This is a genomic window from Enterovibrio sp. QJM3NY_24 (assembly GCF_057786035.1).
Map to the genome: position 1 here is coordinate 1468372 of NZ_CM173519.1, position 21158 is coordinate 1489529.

Consider the following 21158-nt stretch of genomic DNA (forward strand, 5'->3'; position numbering starts at 1 on the left):
AACAGCAGTTACTTGGCAGTAAGCAACGACATCCGTTTGCTGCCAAGCTTTTTTACCTGACTGAGTGCCATTGGCGACTCAACGGTGCTGGTAGAGAAGCAAACCTCAGCAAGAGGCAAGGAGCATGACAATGTCAGCCTATCAAAACGCCTATCAGCAATCCGTCGCCAGCCCAGATACTTTCTGGTTGCAACAAGCAAAGAATATTCAGTGGTTTACACCACCAACTGTCGCACTAGAAAATGATGCCAACGGCATTGAACGTTGGTTTCCTGATGGTGAGCTTAATACATCGTATCTCGCGCTCGATTATCACGTCGAGAACGGACGAGGCGATCAGACGGCGTTGATCTATGACTCGCCAGTCACCGGTAAAAAAGCGCAATACAGCTATGCAGTGCTTCGTGATCAAGTGGCCAAGTGTGCTGGTATGTTGGCAGCCCTTGGTGTGAACAAAGGGGATCGTGTTGTTATCTACATGCCCATGATCCCGCAAGCCGCTATTTCAATGCTGGCCTGTGCGCGACTAGGTGCTATTCATTCGGTGGTATTTGGCGGCTTTGCGCCTAATGAGCTGGCCGTTAGGCTAGAAGATGCGGAACCCAAAGTGTTGCTGACTGCATCGTGTGGCATCGAAGTGTGCAAAGTGATCCCTTATAAGCCGATGGTCGACCAAGCAGTAATGGACAGTCGTTGGAAGCCCGACAAAGTGGTGGTTTATCAACGGCCCGAACAACCTGCTGCACTAGACCATGAGCGTGATGCAGATTGGGCGACCTTATTTGAACGCGCCTTGCCACATGACTGCGTTCCCGTTAATTCAACCGATCCTTTATATATTCTCTATACATCGGGAACTACCGGAAAGCCAAAGGGTGTGGTTCGAGACAATGGCGGTCATGCTGTCGCCATGAAATACAGCATGTCGACCGTGTATAACATGGAACCTGGAGAAGTGTTTTGGGCGGCTTCTGATGTCGGTTGGGTGGTGGGGCATTCCTACATTGTTTACGCGCCGCTGATTCATGGTTGCACCAGCATTATGTTTGAAGGAAAGCCCGTGCGAACGCCAGATCCTGCCGCGTTTTGGCGTGTTTGTGATGAATACAATGTCTCGGTATTGTTTTCTGCACCCACGGCCTTTCGCGCAATCAAAAAAGAAGATCCAGACGGTAAGCTGATTGGTGACTATCCGATGGCATCGCTTCGCACGATTTTCATGGCGGGTGAGCGTTTAGACCCGCCCACGTTGGAATGGGTGGAGCTTCACACTGGACGTCCGGTTATTGATCATTGGTGGCAAACAGAAACGGGCTGGGCGATTTCCTGCAACCCCATTGGTTTGGAAAGCTTCATGACGAAACCTGGGTCATCAACCAAACCAACGCCTGGTTTCAATGTGCAAATTTTGAATGAGCTAGGCCAGCCTGCCGAAACAAATCAACAAGGATTTATTGCCATCAAACGACCATTGCCACCGAGTTGTCTGTCGACGGTATGGCGGAATCATGACCGATTTGAATCAGGCTATTTACAACAGTTTCCCGGTTACTACGTGTCTGGGGATGGCGGTTATGTGGATGAAGACGGCTATTTGTTTGTCATGGGGCGCATTGACGACGTGATTAATGTGTCAGGCCATCGTTTATCCACGGGAGAAATGGAAGAAGTCGTGGGGGCGCATGAAGCCGTTGCTGAGTGCGCTGTTGTGGGTGTTTATGACGAAATCAAAGGGCAACTGCCACTTGGCTTGGTGGTACTCAAAGACGGGTATTACTCGAATGACGGCGATATTGAAAAAGCATTGGTAGCGAAAGTGCGCAGCGAAATTGGCCCTGTTGCTTGTTTTCAACGTGCGATTGTCGTCGACCGATTGCCAAAAACACGCTCTGGAAAAATTCTGCGTCGTATTATCCGTCAGATTGCGGACGGTGAAAGTTATTCGGTGCCTTCAACCATTGATGATCCCGCAAGCCTTGATGATATTAGCCACGTTTTATCCGGACATTCACGCATTAACTGAAAGATTAAGTTAGCGCGGAATGGGGATAAGCAGAAGAAACAAGCAGGCCACCTAAATCGGTGGCCTGTTCTCAATGTTATTGGGTGTTCACGTAGGCTTTAAAGCGTGCTTTTGCTTCTGGGCTCGCTTTCTCGAACCAGTAGTGCAGCTGATAATCTATTTCGTCTATTGATTTGCTACCCACCACGACATGAGAGGTGCGTGACACCGTCGTCGATGGCGCTGCAGTCAGTTGCAATGAAGCTGGTGCATCGGTTTGATTGAAGCGTGAAAGCTCGGCCAAATAGTCACGACTTAACTGAAAGCCGCTTTTCATTAGTTTATTTTGTTCAAACGCAATGGATGAATTTGTTTCATCAACGAGCTTAAAATTTGGGTTGTCGTTAAATGCGCGAGCCTGACGTTTGTTCTTGTGCTTTGGAAACGCAAAGTAAACATCTTTGTCATTGGCATCAAATGTCACAACCAGTACATCAGATTTGATGAAAGAGATGTCTTTACCTTCTTCGAAGCTTTCAACATAGCGAAACGCGACTTGTTGTGTCCCGTTTTCCAGTATTACCGGCTCTTGCTTTCCAAACATAGAAGACTTGTGCGATTGGCCGTTGTAAGTCAAAAGTTCAACATTGTTGTTAGCGTGAAGTGTCACTTCCGCAGCCACTGACAATGGCAGCATCGTTGCAAGTACAGACGCGAGAAACAGGTTTCTTCTCATTGTGATCCCTTAAATCTAAAAATGGGCCCACACAAAAGTGGTGGGCCAAATAGTGGTTATTTTACGTGACAGGCGAAACCTTTCAGATAGAAGCCTTCTGGGTAAGCACTATCGAGAGGGTGATCTGCGGCTTGTTCAAAACGTTCAATAAATTGAACCTGACGTTGAGCATCAAGCGCTGCGTCAGCAAGAATTTTTTGGAACAGCGCGTTGTCCATCAAACCTGAGCAAGAATAGGTAAGCAGCGTGCCACCCGGTTTCAGGATTTGCATCGCCACCATGTTGATGTCTTTGTAACCACGACATGCACCATTTAGCTGAGATTTTGACTCTGCAAACTTAGGTGGGTCCATGATGACAACGTCAAAGCGCTCACCACGGTCACGGTATTCGCGTAGCAATTTAAACACGTCTGCATTCACAAACTGTGCTTTTGACAGGTCATAGCCGTTTATTTCAGCATTGGCTTTCGCAATGTCTAGCGCAGGCTGAGACACGTCAACATTGATAACTTCTGACGCGCCGCCTTTTAGGGCATACAGGCCGAAGCCTCCGGTGTAACAGAAGCAGTTCAGCACGCGTTTACCGTTGATGTATTTCACGGAAGCTTCGCGGCTATCACGTTGGTCAAGGTAGAAGCCTGTTTTGTGTCCACCAACGATATCAACACTGATCTTCACGCCGTTTTCTTCAATCACCAAAGAAGCAGGTGGCATGTCGCCATGCAGCACGCCTGTGCGCTCTTTCAAGCCTTCTTTCTTACGCACTGATACGTCTGAACGTTCGTAGATGCTGCACTCAGGGTGAAGTGCCACGAGTGCATCAACGAGGTTTTGCTTTTGTGCTTCAGCGCCTGCGCTGAGTAACTGGCAAACCATGAAGTCTTGATACCGGTCAATGGTGATGCCTGGGAGGCCATCAGATTCAGCCGCAATCAAACGGTAGCCCGTTAGGCCATCTCGAACGGCGAGTGTGTCACGTAGGCCTTGTGCTTCTTGAAGACGTTTTTTGAAGAATTCGACGTCGATTTCTTCTTGCTCAAACGACCAGACTCGCACGCGGATCTGAGAATTAGGAGAAAATGCGCCACGCGCTAGCCATTGGCCTTGATGATCATAAACATCCACTGTTTGACCGAGAGCGGGTTTGCCCTCTACACGCTGAATACCACGTGAGAAAATCCATGGGTGGCGACGGCGTAGTGACTTTTCACGGCCTTTAACCAGATAAACAGACGGATTCATTGGTTTTTCCTAAATTCAGATGTCTGACTCACTGCAACAGCATACAGCGGCCTATAAATTGGGGGTGTATTGTCAGAGAAGAAGGGCAAGAATGCAAACAGCCGCAGGCTCTGCGGCTGTTTTTTAGCAAAGTTATTCGGTACGCAAGCCGTCAACAAGAGATGTCAGGCTAGTGGATTGCTTTTGTAAGTCAGTCACGTCTTTTGCTGTTTGCTGAATCATCTCGCTAACTTGCCATGCTTGTTGGCGCACACGCTCGACGTCAGACGAAATGGTGCCTGCAACGCTGCCTTGTTGGTTTGCAGCTGTTGCAATTTCAGTGCTTCGGTCTGTAATACGCTGACTACGTTCCGAAATGTGACCAATCTCAAGGTCGATGTTCTTCATCAAGGATTCACTTGCCGCTGCATTATCGACGGTGCCTTGCATGACGCCTCGAAGGTGCGCGGTGTTGCTTTCTAGGTCTTGAATCATTCGCTGGATTTCAACGGTCGCTTGTTGCGTGCGACCTGCCAGTGTGCGGACTTCATCGGCAACAACAGCAAAACCACGACCTTGTTCGCCAGCGCGTGCGGCTTCAATAGCGGCGTTCAATGCAAGCAGATTGGTTTGTTCTGAAATGGCGCTGATAGTCGAAACCATACTACCAATCTCATTGGAATTCTGCTCCAGTGAGGAGACTGCTTTTGAGGCCGCTTCAATTTCGGCACTCAGTGCTTGAATGGCATGCAGGGTTTGGTTGACCTGTTGGCGGCTTTGTTCTGACGCTTCACCAGCAACCATAATTTCCCCTGACGTTTGCTCAGCGTGCGTTGCAACGTCACGGATAGAACCTGCCATTTCTTCAGTCGCACTGGCTAATGAATCAAGGTAAGTACGTTGGTCGGTTGAAAGATTTTCACTTTCAATGCTGCGATGACCCAAATCTGCAGAAAGTTGCCCCATTAGGTTAGATGCATTTTTAATGGCTTTGACTAGGCTTTGTTCGCGATCGGCAACATTGTCGACAGTGGTCGCGATGATGCTAAATTCATCTCTTACGGGGAAGAAATTCATACGACTGGTAAGGTCGCCGTCTAGCATGCGTTGAAGTGCGGTGTTCATGGTGTACATTGCGCCGCCAATGAAGCTAGAGACATAGTGTGATGCCATGAGTCCAAGAATGAACAGGGCGGCCATGATGCCGAGTGAACTTGTACGAATGTGAGACCAAAAGCTGCTGTCTAGCACTTGGTATGTGGTCTGAGAAGACTGGCCCCATTTGTTGTTTGACTGGGTTGCCTTTACGCCAGTGGCGGCGATGATGGAAGCCGCTTCATCAGCGCTGACATCGTAGTGAGACAACACGGCGTTTAACGCTGCGCTATGTTTGTCTTGAACGTCGGCCATTTGCGAGGTTGATGCTGAATGAAATACAACACCAGTGGCAATGGTCAGCGAAAACATGAACACGTAAAGGAAATGAAATTTTCCTTTTAGGCTGAGTCGGATGAGGTATTGGTCAATCCAACGGAACGGCGTTTCTTTCATCTTGAATAAATCCTACAGCTTGAGGTTACTCGGGTAGGGGGATATTACACTGTTGCATACGGTAAAAACCAATCATAGAGGTGTGATACATGTCTCAAATATGTATCAGGGCCAGTGTCTCTGGGCGGGTTCAGGGAGTTGGGTTTCGGTTTCACACTGCCCACGAAGGATTGAAACTGTCTTTATCCGGTTTTGCGCGAAATGAAACTGATGGCACAGTGACCGTGTTAATGTGCGGCGATGAGAAAAATATCAACGCGCTTTTGGTGTGGTTGGAGCATGGTCCTCAGACTGCCAATGTGACTGGACTGACAAAAGAGCAAGTTGATTGGCATGCGATAGACGGTTTTTCGATTCAATAGACGCACCAAAAAAGAAAAAAAGAGGCGCTGATCAGCGCCTCTTTTTTCAAATGCATTTAACAGGCTTAGGAAGACCCGCAAGCTTGGTGGCTTGTTTTGCTGGGCCTTTAGGGAACAGTTTATAAAGATATCTACTGCTGCCTTTTTCGGGGCCGTATTTCTTCTCCATGGATTTCACCAGCATGCGAACAGCAGGAGAAGTGTTGTACTCCTTATAAAACGCTTGCACAAAGTAAACCACTTCCCAGTGCGCTTCAGTCAGCGTAATGTTTTCTTGCTCAGCAAGAAGCGGCACTAGCGCTTCATCCCACTCAGAGAAATTTTTCAAATAACCTTGGGCATCGGTTTCAATTTGCTTGCCGTTTAATTCCAACATGGATTACCTCGTGTTTCGATCGCGCAAAGCATATCGACTTGTGAGAGAGGCTTCAAGATCATGTTATTCGGCAATAGCAAAAAAGAAAAAAGCTCCCGAAGGAGCTTTTCTAAATCATGTTAACACTGTTCGATTAATCGTCGCCGCCGAAGATGCCAAGCAGTTGCAGCAGGCTTAGGAACAGGTTGTAAATTGCCACATACAGACCAACGGTCGCTGAGATGTAGTTGGTTTCACCACCACGAATGATTGACTGAGTCGTCAGCAAAATCACACCAGTAGAGAACAGAACGAACGCACCGCTAATTGCCACTGAAATCATTGGCATTTGCAGGAAGATGTTTGCAATCATACCGACGATGATCACAACAAAACCTGCCATCAACATACCGTTAAGGAACGATAGGTCGCGTTTGGTGGTCAGTGCATAAGCAGAACACGCCATAAAGGTCAGTGCGGTACCGCCCAGTGCCGGTGCAATTGCCCAACCGAGACCAGCGCCTACGTACATGTTTAGGATTGGACCTAAGGTGTAACCCATGAAGCCAGTTAGCGCGAAAGTTAGCACTATGCCCATTGAGTTATTTTTGTTCTTTTCGGTTAGGAAAAGTAAACCGTAGAAACCAACCAAAGTAATGATTATGCCAGGGTATGGCATGTTCATCGCCATTGACACACCAGCAACCAATGCTGACCACACAAGGGTTAGTGACAATAGGAAATAGGTGTTGCGTAACACCTTGTTGGTTGCTAACTGGCTCTCTTGCGAGTACTCGCGAGCAACGAAACGATCATTCATAGCTTTCTCCCGATGGGGTACAGACATTTATTTCTATACGACATTTATTGCGCCTTTGGCTCAACTTTTCAAGTCACAATTGTCGCATTACTGATAATAAAACAGCTTAGCCTTTGAGAATACTAATATATCCCTCCAGCTAAGCCTGTTTGATCTTGTAAGCAAATGTTAACGAGTGGTTAACCCGAAAGCTATTACTTATTTGCACTCACGTACTAGTGATGCAAAATCTGACTCAAGAACAACTGAGTTCGGTCAGATTGCGGATTATTGAAGAATTCCTGTGGGACATTTTCTTCAATGATTTCACCTGCATCCATAAAGATAACGCGATCCGCGACCTCTTTTGCAAAGCCCATTTCGTGCGTTACACACAACATAGTCATGCCTTCTTCAGCTAACTCTACCATTACATCCAGCACTTCGCGCACCATTTCTGGATCGAGTGCAGAGGTTGGTTCATCGAAAAGCATCACATTTGGGTTCATGCATAACGAACGCGCAATTGCTACACGCTGCTGCTGACCGCCTGAAAGCTGACCTGGGTATTTACCCGCTTGCTCTGGAATCTTTACGCGCTCCAGAAACTTCATCGCGACTTCTTCCGCTTCATCCTTGGGCATTTTCTTTACCCAAATCGGTGCTAGCGTACAATTCTCCAACACAGTGAGGTGAGGGAAGAGGTTAAAGTGCTGGAAACACATGCCCACTTCTTTTCTCACCAGTTCAATGTTTTTCAAATCGTCGGTTAGCTCAGTACCGCCAACAATAATGGAACCTTGTTGATGTTCTTCAAGACGGTTGATGCAGCGGATCATGGTTGATTTACCTGAACCGGAAGGGCCGCAAATTACGATCTTTTCGCCTTTTGAAACGGAAAGATTAATGTTTTTAAGCACGTGAAACTGACCGTACCATTTATTCACATCGGTCAGTTGGATAACAGGGGCGTCTTGTTGCGTCATAATACTATCCTTGTTCTCTATCGCTTGTGACCAGTGTGGAGTTTGTTTTCAAGATAAATACTGTAGCGGGACATGCCGAAACAGAAAATCCAGAACACCAATGCCACAAACACATAGCTTTCCGTTGCGAAACCTAGCCAATTCGGGTCGGTATTCGCCGACTGACCAATACCCAGCACGTCAAACATACCAATGATAAGAACGAGACTGGTGTCTTTGAACAGACCAATAAAGGTATTCACAATCGAAGGAATGGTGATTTTCAGTGCCTGAGGCAGAATGATGAATCCCATTTTCTTCCAATAACTGAGGCCTAATGCATCGGCAGCTTCATACTGACCTTTTGGAATCGCCTGCAAACCACCACGCACGACTTCTGCCATGTAGGCAGCCGAGAACATGACGACACCGATCAAAGCGCGAACGAGCTTGTTAGTTTCCGACTCACCAGACATGAACAATGGCAACATAACTGACGCCATGAACAATACGGTAATTAACGGAACACCGCGCCACACTTCGATATACACAGTACATAAACTGCGAATTATCGGCATATCAGAGCGTCGACCCAATGCCAGCATCACGCCAATAGGCAGTGAAACGACAATACCGACAATGGCGATGATCATCGTGATAAGCAGCCCACCCCAAAGGTGAGTTTCCACCTTTGGCAAACCTGCTACGTCACCGAAAATCAAGAACACAGCCATGAGCGGGAAGGCAACGATGAATAACAGCAGAATCCAACCACGCTTTGGTGTGCGTTCATAGATCAACAGACCGGTGATAATGGCCAAAATCGCATAGAACAACTGAGGACGCCAAAGCTCTTCCTGTGGATAGAAGCCGAACATAAACTGGTCAAAACGTACGTTGATAAATACCCAACATGCGCCTTCTCGCGAACAATCGTCGCGTGATGTGCCGATCCAATCTGCATTAAGAAATGCCCACTCAACAACAGCCCACAATCCTTTCATGGCAAGAAATGCCAAAATCACGGTCATGACTGAGTTGAGAGGCGATGAAAACAAGTTTTTGCGCATCCATCCTACCGCACCAACTGTATTTGGTGGTGCCGGCAAATCTGGTTGAAACTCATGTTTTGCCATGGGTTACCTCTCTACCAGTGCGACTTTGGCGTTGTAGATATTCATTAACAGTGAAGTCAATAAACTCAACGTCAGATAAACACCCATCGTCATTGCAATAATCTCAATGGCTTGCCCTGTTTGGTTGAGCGTTGTGCCTGCAAATACAGAGACCAAATCGGGGTAGCCGATAGCCATCGCCAACGAAGAGTTCTTCGTTAGGTTTAGGTATTGACTGGTGAGTGGAGGAATTATGATTCGCATGGCTTGTGGGATCACCACCAAGCGAAGCGTTCTGTTACGAGGAAGCCCCAACGCCATAGCCGCTTCTGTTTGCCCATGGCTGACGGCGTTAATACCCGAACGCACAATCTCTGCGATAAATGACGCAGTATAAATAGACAGTGCGAGCGTGAGTGCCGCGAGCTCAGGAATAATTGAGAAGCCACCCTGGAAGTTGAATCCTTTCAATTGAGGATATTCCAGTGACACTGGCATGCCTGCGACAAAGAAAGCCAGTAGAGGTAAACCAATGATCGCGGTAATCGATATCGCAAATACTGGCGTTTGTTCGCCTGTTTTTTGTTGTTTCTTCTTCGCAAATCGAGCCAAGCCAAAGCTAAACACCAGGGCGATAACAAGGGCGATTGAAATCAATACTGAACCTTCTTCAAAAACGGGGCGAGTGAAAAACAAACCACGAACGTTTAAGAAGACGGATTCACCCAAGCTTAAGCTCTGCCGAGGAGAGGGCAGGGCTTGCAACACGGCGAAGTACCAGAAAAAGATTTGAAGCAGAAGAGGGATATTTCGAAAGATTTCGATATAAATCGCGGCAAAACGATTCAATAACCAGTTTCTTGAAAGTCTCGCAATACCAACCAAAAAACCAATAATGGTTGCTAATACAATCCCTAAAACAGAAACCAACGCCGTATTTAATAGACCGACAAAAAATGTTCGACCATAGGAGTAGGTTTCATCGTAATCAATGAGCGTTAATCCAATACCAAACCCCGCTTCTTGGCTCATAAAGCCAAACCCTGTTGCAATACCGCGAGCGTCTAAGTTGGTGAGTGCATTATCTACAATGTTGTAAACAAACAATACCAAGGCACAAATTGCAATCGCTTGGAAAACTACAGAGCGAAACGTTGGATTGTATATCAGGCTTTGCTTTTTCTCAGGGCGAGGAGCCGATGAGCTAAGCATATTCTCTTTAGATGCCATACAACCGCACCCCTATCCTTTCACGTTGAAATAAGGGGCACAGATGCTGTGCCCCACAAGTGCTATAAGTAGATAACTACTTAACTTAACGGATAGGTGGCGCGTAGAGGATACCGCCGTCATTCCAAAGGGCATTAACGCCGCGTTGAATGTTAAGCGGAGAGTCGCTACCTACAGTACGTTGGAAGCTCTCATCGTAGTTACCAACTTGCTTGACTACTTGGTAACCCCAATCATCATTCAGACCCAGCCCCTTACCTTTAGGACCATCTTGTCCAAGAATACGGCGGATGTTTGGATCTTTAGATTTCAGCATTTCATCAGCATTGGCAGAAGTAATGCCAAACTCTTCAGCATTGATCATGGTGTTCAACGTCCACTTAGCAATGTTGAACCAGTTGTCATCGCCTTGGCGAACAACAGGGCCCAAAGGCTCTTTAGAAATGATTTCTGGCAATACCACAGCACTCTTAGGATCCGCCAGTTTGATGCGTGATGCATACAGGCCAGATTGGTCAGTGGTTAAGGTGTCACAACGACCAGACTCAAAACCTTTAACGGTCGCGTCATACGTATCGTAAACAACTGGCTTGAATGAGATTCCGTTAGCACGGAAGTAGTCAGAAAGGTTCAGCTCAGTCGTTGTACCGGATTGAACACAAACTGAAGCGCCATCAAGCTCTAATGCACTGGTCAGGCCGAGGTCTTTTTTCACCATGAAGCCTTGACCATCGTAATAGTTAACGCCAACGAAGTTCAGACCCAAAGTACCGTCACGTTGCAGTGTCCACGTTGTGTTACGAGAAAGAATATCGATTTCGCCTGATTGCAGGGCAGTGAAGCGCTCTTTCGCTGTCAGCGGAACATATTTGACTTTGTTCTTGTCACCCAGAACGGCAGCAGCCATTGCCTGACAGAACTCAACGTCGATACCTTCCCATTGACCTTCTGCATTTGGGTTAGAGAAGCCAGGAAGCCCGGTGCTGACACCACAGCTAACAACGCCAGCCTTTTTGACTTTATCCAAGGTGCTATCCCCTTCGGCACTTGCACCGGTCGAGAAAAGCAGTGCTGAGACAACTGCAAGTCCAAATGTCGACTTTTTAGAAACCATACCTATTAATCCTTTATTGGTTATAACTGGGTCTTACTCATGGACGAGTTACATCTAAGGCAATTAGCCCAACAGTAATGAGAAACTCGTAAAACCATTTATTAACACTGAAACCGAAATTAACACTCGGTTAACAAATCCAGTATAGGGCCAGATGTCTTGGCTGCAAATTGAACAAGTAAGAGGTGTGACCTAGGCAATGATCTTGGCAAATTTGAGGCATTATTTACTATAAAATGTGAAGGCGAGGTGTTTGTAACACATTGTTTTTATGCGACTCGTACAGCATGTGTATCAATGAATATGCAACCTACCGCCATATTGAGCACTTCGGTTTGTTTCTGCGTGTTTCGCAATGACTAGAATATTATGTGCTTTTTGATTAGATGCTTATGCATATGTAAATCTGGCAAGACTTTAAATTATTGATAAGCGGTCGAATGTAAATCGCCGTTCGAGCGCGATATGCGCATAGTGGCTTAAATGTGTCCGATTGAACAAAAATGCATAATTAGTGGGTTTACAAAGCGACTTCTGAACATTATTATACGTACCACTCACGGAGAGATGGCTGAGTGGTTTAAAGCACCGGTCTTGAAAACCGGCGAGGGTTTATAGCCCTCCTAGGGTTCAAATCCCTATTTCTCCGCCAAATTTGAAAAAGCCCGCTCATTGAGCGGGCTTTTTCGTATCTGGGATCTGCTTATATGGTCTCGGGATTTTGAAATCCCTCTAGACCTCTATCTGGTGCCGCCGAATTAAAAAAGGCTGCTGATAAATCAGCGGCCTTTTTGCATTTCAACAGACTTAGATGAGAGCGAATTTTCGTCAATCAGTTCATTGATCACGCCTTGGAAATAACGATCTCTTCTAGCATTAGACCCGGCTTAACGAAATCAATATCTAGCACGTAGAAGCCCGGTTGAAGCTTAACTTGCAGCCCTTCAACCGCCACACGTTCACCATCTGTGCCATTTGTTGGTAACGTCATACCAAATTCGCCGTTAAGAAATAAGCTACATGCTGATTGCGCGAGCGAATCTCGGTCAAAGTGCATAACACCTTGGAATTGATAACTGGCCGTTTCGTTTACCTCAAGTGTCACTGACGTGTTCAGTTTGGTGTGTAGGCTCAACGTCTGCTCGGCGCGATGAATTGAACCTTCGGGTGCTTGGTCTAAAGCAGCAAAGGATTTAATCGGCTCATAGGCGTCAAGTGGGCGTTCCATCGCCGGTGTTGCCATAAGAAATCGACAGATGTTCATCGCGCTGCGTTGCAACTCACCGAGGGTTAACGTGTTATTTGCTAACGCTTCTAACGTGTCGTCACCCATGATATTTGATTCTGCGCCGTTGTGTTCTACCACCATATACAGATCGTTTTGAGCGCGTATCATGAAAGAAGTGAACGTTTTACTTTCTTGCCCCGCGTTTATCGGGTCGTTCATTTTTGCCCACCAATCTGTCATCACAATGCCTGTGAAGCCCCATTCATTTCGAAGGATGGTTGTGTTCAGATCGTAGTTGGACGCTGCCCAGTGACCATTAACAGGATTGTATGAGGTCATAATGGTTGAGGTCTTGCCTTCCTTGACGGCGATCTCGAAAGGCTTAATGTGGATCTCTCTAAGTGCACGTTCAGAAAGAATGCTATCAACATCTACACGCGCAGTTTCTTGGTCATTGCCAGCAAAATGCTTGATTGTCCCAGAGACGCCAGCATTAGCGAGACCCCGAGTTTGTGCCGCAGCCATGACACCGGTGAGAAGCGGGTCTTCAGAGAAATACTCAAAATTACGACCATTCAGTGGATGTCGATGAATGTTGATACCAGGCCCTAATAAGGTATCAATGTGGTTGGCACGTAGTTCTTTACCAATTAAGTAAAAGAGCTTTTCGTTTAATGCAAGATTCCAAGTGCAGCCAAGTAATGTACCGATAGGCACCTGAGTGGCTTTGTGACCACTATCCATGCGAATGCCAGAAGGACCATCGGCGGCAGCCGCAACGGGAATTCCTAAGTTAAATAAACCATCGGATAGCCCGCCAAACGCAGAGGCCGTGCCCGGTGTGACTTTAGGACTGCACATGCCTTCACCACGTACAATCATGGCGAGTTGTTCAGGTGTCATTTGAGCAACAAAATCGCTTAAGCTCGCTTTTCCCTGTTTAACATCGATTAATTTAATGCCTTGGTCACCCACTATATCAAGAGGTGTTGGCATGTTTTCTTGAATACGCTCGGCTAAAGAGATGGTGCGAACGGGCACCGTTTCAAGGCAAGATTCGTAAACGCCGCTCGGTGTTTTCTTAGCGGGTTTGATGCGTTCAAAAGAATAAGTGGGCGCGCAAGCTTCACTTAGGGACTCAACCAAAACTAACGAGTCTACGTGATAATCCGCAGCGATATGTTTTGCATGGCGAATGCTATCGCCCATGAAAAATTGGTAGTTACCTGACTCAATGACATAGCTGTTGCGGCTACCTGTCACGCCACTATCATCATACGAAGCCAGCATGCTTGCAGGTACGGAAATTCTCACAGAATCACTGTCGCTTGGCTCAATGACCTTTGTCTTAGCGAAACCAATTAACACTTTAACGGGTTTACCCAATCGACCTTGTGGCGCTTCAACATAAAGCTGCACCACTTCTTTACTGGCGTAATGACTGCCAATGTTACTCACTTTGATATCAAAAATTAGCAAGGCTTTTGCGCCTTCACCGTGAAGTGAGAAATCAACGAGCTCACGAGTAAACGCGGTATAGGATAAACCCGCGCCAAACTCAAATTGAACAGAATCGGGTTGGAAGGTTTCAAAATATCGGTAGCCAACATAGATGTCTTCAACGTAAAGGTTACGGTCTTTACGTCCGAAATTGGCGGATGATGGGTAGTCAGAGAGCTGATGTGCAATGGTGTCGGTTAAGCGACCACTTGGGGACTGTTGACCAGAGACGATATCAGCAAGCGCATGACCGCCTTCCATTCCCGCAGCCCAGCTATAAAGCACGGCTTTGAGCGATTGTTTGTGTTCCAGCGTGTTTAACCACGACATGTCCATGATGTTCGTGACATTCATGACCACGATAACGTCCGAAAAGTGACTCGCCACTTTGGTGATCATGTCGATTTCACAATCCGTTAAGCGGTAACTGCCTTGTTCATCGGCGTTGTCTTGATCTTCGCCTGCGGTTCGTCCGATAAACACCATTGCTTTATTCGAGCAGGCCGAAGCACTGGTGACAAGTTCATCTGACAAAGGCATTTCTTGTTGGAACCAAGGTTCGGCAGCCCATGCGCCGCCACCATCATCGAACGGGTTGTTGGCGATCCACTCTTGATACACAGCCACCAAGTCTTCATTGATGGTTATCGCGCTGTTGGCTCTAAATCCTTCTAGAACGCTGATGGCATAGGGAACATTCACCGCACCCCCTGACCCCGTGCCACTTCGATAGGTGTCAATTTGGCAACGCCCAAACAAGGACACCACATCCTTTTCTTTCAAGGGTAAAACCGAGTCAGTGTTTTTTAAGAGTACGACGCCTTCAGCGGCAGCTTGTCGGCTGACTGAGGCGAGGTGTCTTTGTGCATCATTGATTTCTTGTTTGTTCATATACAATCACACAACCGTTGAGTATTGGTATCGACATCATCATTCTGACAAGAAAACTGGATAATGTCGTTGAAAATACGGGTGAAAATTCACGTCATTGAAGAGAAATAGTATACTCGCGTTGCACGTATAACTACCAAAATGGCGAGCAATATAAGGAATCTAGCGACGTGATTGTCGTCTTATCTACTTAGATCACATCAAAAACACAGCCATCTAAAATTCGCTACCTTGATGGGCATCATCATTGTGATTTCGCGGTACATAAGCATGATTTTTCTGAGTTGTTTTTAGTCACGGGCGGGAGTGGGAAGCTTGATGTTCCTGAAGCCAATCGAACTTAGTGCCTAATGTCTGGCAGGTCGCCAACAAACTATCGCTTAACCAGCATCATGTGGGTGCTTAACTGCAACTATGTCTAAGGAGAGACGGTCACAATCACATCAGGAATAGCATTATTCTTTGCAATGGTTCTATCTGCTGCAATTCCCGGCCCAAGCGTTCTCGCCGTGGTCTCTAGATCTATATCCCACGGATGGGCGCAGGGATTACTTGTTGTCATGGGTGTACTACTTGCCGATTATATCTTTATATTTCTAGCGATATCTGGTTTAACGGTAGTGGCGGGTTTGATGGGTGAATTTGCTATCATCATTAAATATGTTGGGGTGACATATCTATTTTGGTTAGCCTACGTGACTTGGACTTCAGATGTGAGTAATTCAATAACCAGTGAGTCCAAAACTGCCTCAAGAACATCAAGCTTAATTTTTGGCCTTTTAATGACAATCTCCAACCCTAAAGCAGTTTTGTTTTATATGGGGTTCTTTCCTGCATTTGTTGATTTAAGTGCTACGACTGCAATTGATGTCGTGAGTATATTGTTTATTTCGACCTTTTCAGTGGGCGGCGTTTTAGCTGTCTATGCCTGTGCGGCATCAAAGGCTAGTTTCGTGTTTACAGGTAGTAATGCGAGAAAACGACTAAACAAACTGTCAGGCGGCTTTTTGGTGACCTGCGGCATCCTAATGGCTGCAAAGACATAACATGGACATCAAAGGAGGGCTTTCGCCGCCCCGTATTTTACATTTTCGTACATACAAATAGATAAAGCGATTGTCACTGATGTCTGGATAACTGATAGCGTTAAAACAACACAATCTATCTACTTTCCAGACTGTCGAAAACGGGCTTATATGTAAGCACAAGACTACCTCAAAGGGTATTAGTGCAAATATGACAACGGCTTATTATCATGACAATATCTGTGTTCAAACAAATAAAACTCAAGTTGCATCGTCAGCATTGTAAGAATTCAGTGCACTAAGTCCATCGCTTCCTAACTCCCCAAACAATTGAATATTTGTGCCTTGGATGTTTGAGTTATTCGTGGCATCGACGCTGACATTACTTATTACTATCTACCGTAACTACTCTGAGCTGTTTGGCTTTTTAACCAACGCGCGCGATAGGCACGAGAAGTCACTTGGGCATATATATCGCCACTCCCACCTAAAAAATGTATAAATATGTCGTTGACCTGTCTATAGCTTCATAGTTTAAAGTGCCGTTATTCACCAATGGAATTGAGTTAAATGATGTATCAAATCTCTGAACTCGCAGTCGAAGTTGGGCTGTCACGCACAGCGCTTCTTTATTATGAAAAGCAGGGGCTTATACAAGGTCGAAGATTGAGTAATGGCTATCGAGTCTACGATGACAATGATCTTCAACGCATTCGTTTGATCCAGCAACTTCAGACTGGAGGGTTAACCCTCAAAGAGTGCAAAGCGTGCCTTGAGGCAAAAATCGATCGTCAGCTTTTACAAAAAAGACTGAATTTATTGGATGAAGAAATAACCCAAAAACAACAATCGAGGCATTTTCTTGCCGCGATACTTGGTGAGGGAAATCTCAAAGAGTGGCATGAGAATGCAAACAAATTAGCACCTGATGCACATTTAGATTGGTTGATGAAGCAGGGCTTCAGCGAAAAAGAAGCGCTGCGATTGAAATGGTTATCAAAAGATATGAACGAACACGAACAATATATGGCTGATTTTATCAAGGTCTTTGCGTCGCTTGAGCGATGGTCCCCAGGCAGCGAGAGTGAAACTTTAAAAGCACTGCTACTTTTGCCAGAGCAACCAAACGCTATTCTTGAAATCGGATGTGGCAAAGGGCTCGCCACCTCGGTGTTGGCGAACAATACCAATGCGTCTATTACCGTTGTGGATAATGAACAATCAGCATTAGCAAGACTCAGCGATCGCCTTGATGATGAAGGCTTAGTTGACCGTCTTACGACTGTCTGTGCCAGTATGACTGAGCTTCCATTTGGCAATGAAAGTTTTGATTTGTTATGGTCTGAAGGTAGTGCCTATATTATGGGTGTGACCAACGCGCTATCACAATGGAAACCGCTGCTCAAAGACGGTGGTGTGTTGATGGTTAGCGATTTGGTTTGGTTGACGGATGCGCCAAGTGAAGAGGCTATCGAATTTTGGCGGCAGGAATACCCTGACATGCAAGCGATTGATACCCGCCTAAAGCAGGTGGAATCTGCTGGTTATGATGTTCTTACCAGCTTTACGCTAAGTCGCAAAGCGTGGGAAAACTATTACGAGCCATTAATAGCGCGCGTTAAAGAACTAGAACCAGAAATGAAAGGTACTCAAGCATTACAAGACATCGCGAGAGAAAGCGATATCTACCGCAACTATCTTGGTCAATTTGGCTATCAGATGTTTCTTTTGAAAAAACGCGGATAATCTCAACGCAATTTGACAGCGGTCTGGCAAGCTGAGGTTGAAAGTTTACGACAGGTTAAAAAAAGCCGACAAACTGTCGGCTTTTTCAATAATTTGACGCTAGCAATTTTGTTAGTCGATAGACACTGGGGCTTGTAGCTCTTTCAGGATCATTTTCTGAATATCGATGCCCAAGGTCATCACGATCAGGCTCCAATTCAGAAATGGCAACGAACCTTGCGAAATACCGTGTGAAAAGTTAGTGGCATTCCAGTGAAAAACCTCTGATAGCTTTTCTGTGGTCAGCGCTTCGTAATTGTCGTTATCGATCAGATTGCTGAATTGCTCGCTGGTCGGACACACGAATTTGTCATTCGGTCTGAAAGCCGTGGGTTTGAAGTAAGAAAGTACCTTTCTCACGTTAACCTCAATCACTTCCCCATCGCTTTGGATGTTCGGCTTTCCAGCGAGTGCAGACAAGAAGCACCAACATGGGTAAGGAATCGTCGAAACATTGTCAGGTTCGTTTTTATAACGCGCCGTCCATGCATTCACATTCTTTTGCTGAATACCCGTCACGCTAACCAATTGATTTGAATCGTATCCGTTGTCTTTCAGTAGGTTAATCACCTCTGCAACTTCTGACACAAAAGGTTTGGTCCATTTACTGTACGGAGCGAGTGTCGTATCTCTTATCATAATCGATTATAAATCTTCTTTTTAAACAGCTGGTTAGGCTATTTTCTTGTAACGTTACCCGAGATCATACGTGTTCAGGTCGATAAGTCTACTGTTATCGGAATGATGGGCACCCCTCAGCACATTCTTATCCAAACTAGCATCAATACAACTATTGATAAGCAAACACTTTCTTGGTGACGACCGTCAGTTGCACAAATTGCCTCGCCATTTCTCGATTGAGCCAAAGATAGCCAAAATAACTGATATCTCGGGTATCGCCTTTTGGGTGGGCAATGGTGTCAGAGGAGAGATTCAAGATACTAATCTGTTCAAGGCTCATGGCAGTGACGTCTTTATTGACTATCTGGTGGGCGAGGTCTTCGAAATGGTTGGAGAGCGCATATTGCGTTTCGATAAGCCCATCCATTTCGCTGATTTCATCTTTACCTTGTTGGGCATCCCACTGGGTGCTGATCAGCGCTTCAAGTTCGGCGTAGAGCCGCTTTTCAATCAGCAATATAGAATTGAGAACATTCTTGTTAATACCAGATTCTTTGAGTGCGTGAGGCAGTATGCTTTGTTGTTTATCTACAAGCTCGTTGAGTTTGTCGGCATGCGAAGGTTCAAAAATGCCTTGTTTCGCGTCTTCAATGTGTTGGGTGTAGTAACGGTTAAACTCTTGAAGGAATTTTTCGAGTAAGAAAATGAATTGATCTGTGGCTCTTGAAGGGAAGATATACAAGCTAACCAAAACAGCCACGACGCCAGCCCACAGCACATTCATGATCCGCCAGCCTGCCGCTTCAAAATCGGCAGGACCACCACCTGCAACGATGACGATGGTAACGGCAGCCATCAATGCAGCATAGGCGTAACGTTCCTGTGTGAAATACATAGCACCTATCAGCAAAGCGAAAAACGCGAAATGATGTATCCAGTGATATTGCGGGGGGATAAGAAACAATGCGAGACCAGCCATACCTCCAGCGATCGTCCCTAATACGCGTTGTTTTGCTTTGGAAAGTACACCACCCACAAAGGGAATGGCTCCCAATATGGTCACTGCGGTGATTAATGCCCAATAGCCGTAGGGCACATCGAAAGCTCGGACGATGAGTAAAATGAAACCCATCACAATGGTGACTCTGACCATGTAGAGCAGACGGGCGTGTTGCAGGGCAAAAGTGGGGTATTGCGTCATGGTAGCGCCAAGCTTGGTTTTTGGTGCTTTAAGCATATATAACGAGTCATGGCGCGTATGACGAAAAGTGCGACAAACAAAAAGCCAACAAGGGTTATAGGTGAAATCGGTCGAAAGCCATGGAGATCTAGCCACTCGCACGCGCAGTGGCGGGGGAGTGGCTTCATTTTCGTTCTTTATTCCAGAATGATATGCGGTAAATAACGCGATAAATCTTGAGTGATCAGCGAAGCATCTTCGCGTATCGAAATGCCAGCGGCTTTGTCGTCAACCAGCCAACTGCCAATCAGCGTATAGTTGTCACCAAATTTTGGTAGCGGATGATACGCCTGAACAATCATACCTTCTTCACCGTATGGGCCATCAACCGCCATGGTTTCTTTGCCATCCTTAAAGATGGATATGTTTGCGCCTTCTCGGGAGAAGAGTGGCTTAACAACGAAGTTACTGAGGCTTTTACGAGCAGGGTCGTCAGCAAAGTAAGACGCGAGCAGGTTAGGGTGATTGGGGAATAACTTCCAAAGCATAGGCAGAAGCGCTTTGTTAGAAATTACGCTCTTCCACATCGGCTCCATCCAGTTAACATTAGCTGTATCTAGGTGCTTCTCATATTCTTCATCGAACATAAACTCCCAAGGATACAGTTTGAACATCCAGTCGATGATTCTATCTTGGCTATCCGTAAACTGTCCTTTTGCATCAACACCAATGTCTTCGATAAAAACGAAGGCTGAAGCAAGCCCCGCCTCTTTCGCGCAATCTTCCATATATTGCACGGTTCCTCGATCTTCTTCTGTGTCACGACAGCAGGAGAAATGCAGGGTTTTTCCTGGGAATCGACGTCCCAGGTCTCTGAAGCGGTTAATCAAAAGGTCTTGTAGCAAGTTGAACTGGTCGGCATCACGGCGGATTTTGCCACTGTTGACCATTTCTTCTAACCAAACCCATTGCCAAAAACCCGTTTCGAATACCGAGGTTGGCGTGTCCGCATTGTTTTCGTATAGCTTGGCGTGACCACTGCCGTTGTAAGCAAGATCAAGCCTTGAATAAAGTGAGGGTTCACGTGCCGTCCAAGAATCCAAGATACCTTGCCAACGTGTTTGTGGGATCTGAAACCGTTTTAGCCAGTATTCGTCTTTGACAACATGATCGACGACGTCCAAACACATTTGGTGCAATTCTTCTGTTGGCGTTTCAAGGTCTTCTTCAATTTGCTTTAAGGTGAACTGGTAGTAAGCGGATTCGTCCCAATACGGTTCGCCATACATGGTGTGAAAGCCGAACCCGTATTCATCTGCGAGCTTTTTCCAATTGGGGCGAGGGGTACTGCTAACTCTAAACATCAACGATATCCATAAGTTCTTGGTGTTGGCTAATACGTGCTTGTGAGAACGCGAAAGAGAAAAAGTGGTGGGAAATCGTGGCCAACAGAATCACTGTGGCCACAGACAGGGA

Annotated in this window: 17 protein-coding genes, 1 tRNA gene and 1 pseudogene; 6 read left to right on the forward strand and 13 right to left on the reverse strand. The window is 46.2% G+C overall.

Annotation, left to right across the window (positions count from 1 at the left end; all coding sequences use genetic code 11):
- Positions 1–124: 124 nt before the first annotated feature.
- Complete coding sequence (locus AC3CIC_RS06485) at positions 125–2023, forward strand: propionyl-CoA synthetase (RefSeq protein ID WP_488515675.1); 1899 nt, start codon at positions 125–127, stop codon at positions 2021–2023.
- A 76-nt stretch (positions 2024–2099) separates the two neighbouring features.
- On the opposite strand, the gene AC3CIC_RS06490 is transcribed toward AC3CIC_RS06485, so the two are convergent.
- From AC3CIC_RS06490 to AC3CIC_RS06500, 3 genes are all read right to left on the reverse strand, one after another.
- Complete coding sequence (locus AC3CIC_RS06490; RefSeq protein WP_488515676.1) at positions 2100–2738, reverse strand: YccT family protein; 639 nt, start codon at positions 2736–2738, stop codon at positions 2100–2102.
- A gap of 56 nt (positions 2739–2794) precedes the next feature.
- Positions 2795–3982: a class I SAM-dependent methyltransferase gene (locus AC3CIC_RS06495; protein ID WP_016958116.1), complete on the reverse strand. Its 1188-nt coding sequence runs from the start codon at positions 3980–3982 to the stop codon at positions 2795–2797.
- Positions 3983–4114: 132 nt separating this feature from the next.
- A complete protein-coding gene (locus tag AC3CIC_RS06500) occupies positions 4115–5512 on the reverse strand; it encodes a methyl-accepting chemotaxis protein (RefSeq protein WP_488515677.1) in 1398 nt (465 codons plus the stop codon).
- An 89-nt stretch (positions 5513–5601) separates the two neighbouring features.
- Between AC3CIC_RS06500 and yccX the strand changes: the two genes are divergently transcribed.
- Entirely contained in the window at positions 5602–5874 is a 273-nt protein-coding gene (yccX, locus tag AC3CIC_RS06505; RefSeq protein ID WP_488515678.1) for an acylphosphatase, read from the forward strand.
- 46 nt (positions 5875–5920) lie between these two features.
- Here yccX and AC3CIC_RS06510 read toward each other — a convergent pair whose 3' ends face one another.
- From AC3CIC_RS06510 to AC3CIC_RS06535, 6 genes are all read right to left on the reverse strand, one after another.
- A complete protein-coding gene (locus tag AC3CIC_RS06510; protein WP_394211958.1) occupies positions 5921–6250 on the reverse strand; it encodes a TusE/DsrC/DsvC family sulfur relay protein in 330 nt (109 codons plus the stop codon).
- Positions 6251–6383: 133 nt separating this feature from the next.
- Positions 6384–7049 (reverse strand): Bax inhibitor-1/YccA family protein, encoded by a 666-nt coding sequence (locus AC3CIC_RS06515; RefSeq protein ID WP_016958112.1) that lies wholly within the window; start codon positions 7047–7049, stop codon positions 6384–6386.
- Positions 7050–7264: 215 nt separating this feature from the next.
- A complete protein-coding gene (locus AC3CIC_RS06520) occupies positions 7265–8014 on the reverse strand; it encodes an amino acid ABC transporter ATP-binding protein (protein WP_016958111.1) in 750 nt (249 codons plus the stop codon).
- Positions 8015–8031: 17 nt separating this feature from the next.
- A complete protein-coding gene (locus AC3CIC_RS06525; protein ID WP_394211960.1) occupies positions 8032–9129 on the reverse strand; it encodes an amino acid ABC transporter permease in 1098 nt (365 codons plus the stop codon).
- A gap of 3 nt (positions 9130–9132) precedes the next feature.
- Positions 9133–10338, reverse strand: a complete 1206-nt coding sequence (locus AC3CIC_RS06530) for an amino acid ABC transporter permease (protein WP_488515679.1) — start codon at positions 10336–10338, stop codon at positions 9133–9135.
- Between the two features lie 85 nt (positions 10339–10423).
- The gene (locus AC3CIC_RS06535; RefSeq protein WP_488515680.1) at positions 10424–11452 is read right to left on the reverse strand and encodes an amino acid ABC transporter substrate-binding protein; all 1029 of its coding nucleotides are present in this window, start codon (positions 11450–11452) and stop codon (positions 10424–10426) included.
- A 561-nt stretch (positions 11453–12013) separates the two neighbouring features.
- On the opposite strand from AC3CIC_RS06535, the gene AC3CIC_RS06540 reads away from it, so the two are divergent.
- Positions 12014–12104 (forward strand) — tRNA-Ser (locus AC3CIC_RS06540).
- Positions 12105–12296: 192 nt separating this feature from the next.
- Here AC3CIC_RS06540 and AC3CIC_RS06545 read toward each other — a convergent pair.
- The gene (locus tag AC3CIC_RS06545; protein WP_488515681.1) at positions 12297–15071 is read right to left on the reverse strand and encodes a glycoside hydrolase family 3 protein; all 2775 of its coding nucleotides are present in this window, start codon (positions 15069–15071) and stop codon (positions 12297–12299) included.
- 174 nt (positions 15072–15245) lie between these two features.
- Between AC3CIC_RS06545 and AC3CIC_RS06550 the strand changes: the two are divergent.
- The 3 genes and pseudogenes from AC3CIC_RS06550 to AC3CIC_RS06560 form a co-directional block, all read left to right on the forward strand.
- Positions 15246–15385 (forward strand): annotated as a pseudogene (locus tag AC3CIC_RS06550) (helix-turn-helix domain-containing protein); the annotation flags it as partial.
- 153 nt (positions 15386–15538) lie between these two features.
- Positions 15539–16117 (forward strand): LysE family translocator, encoded by a 579-nt coding sequence (locus tag AC3CIC_RS06555; RefSeq protein ID WP_488515682.1) that lies wholly within the window; start codon positions 15539–15541, stop codon positions 16115–16117.
- 552 nt (positions 16118–16669) lie between these two features.
- Positions 16670–17842, forward strand: a complete 1173-nt coding sequence (locus tag AC3CIC_RS06560) for a MerR family transcriptional regulator (protein ID WP_488515882.1) — start codon at positions 16670–16672, stop codon at positions 17840–17842.
- A gap of 111 nt (positions 17843–17953) precedes the next feature.
- Here the strand turns inward: AC3CIC_RS06560 and AC3CIC_RS06565 are convergent, their stop codons facing one another.
- The 3 genes from AC3CIC_RS06565 to AC3CIC_RS06575 form a co-directional block, all read right to left on the reverse strand.
- Complete coding sequence (locus AC3CIC_RS06565; protein WP_488515683.1) at positions 17954–18520, reverse strand: hypothetical protein; 567 nt, start codon at positions 18518–18520, stop codon at positions 17954–17956.
- 151 nt (positions 18521–18671) lie between these two features.
- Positions 18672–19739, reverse strand: coding sequence for an FUSC family protein (locus tag AC3CIC_RS06570; protein ID WP_016958103.1), 1068 nt, complete (start codon positions 19737–19739; stop codon positions 18672–18674).
- 140 nt (positions 19740–19879) lie between these two features.
- Positions 19880–21046: a glutathionylspermidine synthase family protein gene (locus tag AC3CIC_RS06575; RefSeq protein WP_488515684.1), complete on the reverse strand. Its 1167-nt coding sequence runs from the start codon at positions 21044–21046 to the stop codon at positions 19880–19882.
- Positions 21047–21158 lie beyond the last annotated feature (112 nt).